At 67.8% G+C, this 800-nt stretch carries 1 protein-coding gene; it reads right to left on the reverse strand.

Features of this window, described 5'->3' with window-relative positions:
- Positions 1-432: 432 nt before the first annotated feature.
- The coding region (locus AC5RWT_RS37875) for a PIN domain-containing protein (RefSeq protein WP_494084690.1) at positions 433-800 on the reverse strand (368 nt) is incomplete at its 5' end.

An 800-nucleotide genomic window follows, 5' to 3' on the forward strand; every position in this document is an offset into this window, starting at 1 on the left:
GGGGCACCGCCGTCGTTATCCACCCGGGCAGCGGCATCGAGCGTGCCCGGGGCGTTGTTCTCAGTGGCCATGAGCCATGTATTCCTTACCGTGATGGAGCTTGTCCGCAGAAAACGGGCGGCACAAGTGCCGCCCGTCACCGGACCCCGTCCAGTTTCTCACGCGTTCCGAACGTCCGGTCAGTAATTCACCGACTGCACCACTCGTGGAACCGCTCGGCGCAGGAAAAACCCCGTTGAACGCCGCTTGACCGCGTGCTTGTGAGGGTTACCATAAGCATTTGGTGTGGGCGCGCTGCCTGGAAGTACCCGTTCGTGGGGCTCAACGCGGTTGGCAACGGCGCGCTCCGGCCATCAGGCGTCAGGCGTCGATGGCTTGAATGCCCGCCGCGGTTGGCGGCCCGCCGCGGTTGGTGGCCAGGCCCGCCCGCCGTTACGCGTCCCTGGCGGGCGCCCAGGGATTGCACGCCTCCACCGCCAACCGCCGGTAGCCTTCGGCGTTGCCGGACACGACGGTCAGGCAGTGCTTGGAGGCTGTCGCTGCGATCAGTGACTCGACGGCCGGCACGTCTTGGATCGCCAACGGCGCCCACGCCTCCGCCACCTGCTGGTCCACCGGCAGGATGTAGGCGGAGAACCGCTCGGTGAGTTCACGTAGCCAGGCGTCGGGCTGACCGGCCAGGGCTGCGTCCTGGGTGCTGAGCGCGTGCAGCTCACCCAGAGTGAGGGCGGAGATGTAGACGCGGGAGCGGCGGCGGCGCTGCAGGAAATCGACGACGGCGGGGTGCGGGTTTTCGTGTC

This window comes from Arthrobacter sp. Dra40, from assembly GCF_059091905.1.